At 37.8% G+C, this 1,615-nt stretch carries 2 protein-coding genes; both read left to right on the top strand.

Translation table 11 applies throughout. The annotated features are described in order from the left end of the window. Positions 1-160: 160 nt before the first annotated feature. A complete protein-coding gene (locus I5907_RS21570) occupies positions 161-640 on the top strand; it encodes a hypothetical protein (protein WP_196992939.1) in 480 nt (159 codons plus the stop codon). 237 nt (positions 641-877) lie between these two features. After that, a complete protein-coding gene (locus tag I5907_RS21565; RefSeq protein ID WP_196992938.1) occupies positions 878-1,471 on the top strand; it encodes a hypothetical protein in 594 nt (197 codons plus the stop codon). Positions 1,472-1,615: the final 144 nt, after the last annotated feature.

Genomic DNA, 1,615 nt, shown 5'->3' with positions numbered 1-1,615 from the left:
GTTCGGGCTCGACGTTCAATGTTCAGCTTTAGTTCTTAACTTCAACAACATATTTTCAAATGGGCATTTGTACCGGGCTGGACAATCAATGAATTCCCTGCCTTCGCAAATACCTGCTCGTTAGCTGAAATTTTTTGGACACACTCCGATACACCGAAATATGAAAAAATATTTATTTTCTATTTTTACACTTTTCGTTTTGTCAACATCATTTGGGCAGACAAATATTTCTGGAGAATATAAGTTATATACTACCGGAGACTCAGCTGATATATCGCAAGGAGTGATATTAAAACTCAATTGCAATAACACCTTTATTCAACAGGACACAATCGCAACCGGATACGGAAAATGGTTTATAAAAAATAATAGTCGTCTGACTTTGCAATTTGATTCTATCGCCGAAAATAATAGAATGGACATTTTTAAAACAAAAATTATTTATCTTTTTGAAGACGGACGCATTTATCGGAAAACTATACCTAAGAAAGAATACACAGACTTCAAGAATTCTGTTCAAAACTATTTTAAATCTATTAATAGCCCTTTTCAATTTGCGAACTTTGAAAGTTTCGCAATTTATAAGGCGAAGGAGTTAAAAAGATACTACCAGAAGTTGAAGTCATATTCGTGCGACTAAAACTTCAGCTAACAAACGGTTTTGGGCAAGTGTGGCTAGACAAACTAATTTCAGCTAACTGCATCTCCGGTCTTCAGTTCTGGCTGGACGTTCAATTTTGAGCTTAAGTTCTTAACTTCATCTAATTAAAATAATCAGCTGCGGTTCCGGGCGGACAGTTGGAAAATACCACACCAGCCCAAAGCCGCCGACGTTGTACGCCACTTTATGAGACCTTACGTTATAACATTTTTACTGTTGACATTAATTGCTTGCGAACAGACCCAAGACAAATCACAAAAGGTCTCAAGCAGTACTATTGATGACTCAACCCATACGCCGACAAAATCTATGTCAGACTATTCACCAACAATTGAAAAAGCTCATCCAACCGCAAGGCGACTGATGAATGAAGAATTTTATTGGAGCCCAATTGAAGAAACTGCACCTTTTGGCAATGACGATGGAGCAGACACTTATGCAGGTTTTGCAGACTGGAGACAAACACACAAAACTGAAAGTCCAAAAGAGTTTTTAATGGAGCAGATTGATTATTGGGGCTATCCAACCTTTGACCTTAATGAAACAAACTTTGACAAGCTCAAGCCATATTTAAAAAAAAGTGACTTAGGGACTCGTTTTATGTCAGGTATTGACGCTGCAATTGTTTCAATTGCATTCGGACAAATCTATTTAGAAGGTACGATTGACAAGGACTTTAAAGAGCTTGCAAAAACCTCAATCAAGCGACAACTTATCCCTGAAATGTTGAATCTTTGGGGCGACACTTACAAGACGACAAGAGAAACTCAACTTAATAAAATGTTAGACGTTCTTAACCAGGTGGACTAAAAGCGGCGTACAACAGGCGGTTTGGCAATATGGCGGGGCGACGAATAAATTCTCAACTTTTTGTTCGCTATTTGGCTTCAGTTCCAGCCGACGAATAAAGCCGAGCAATAGAATAAGCAATGAACTTTTACTTATAAATTTAGC

Source organism: Panacibacter microcysteis, assembly GCF_015831355.1.
In the GTDB taxonomy this organism is placed as follows: Bacteria; Bacteroidota; Bacteroidia; order Chitinophagales; family Chitinophagaceae; genus Panacibacter; species Panacibacter microcysteis.
Note: the sequence above shows the minus strand (reverse complement) of the source record. Positions and strands in the feature narration are given on the sequence as shown.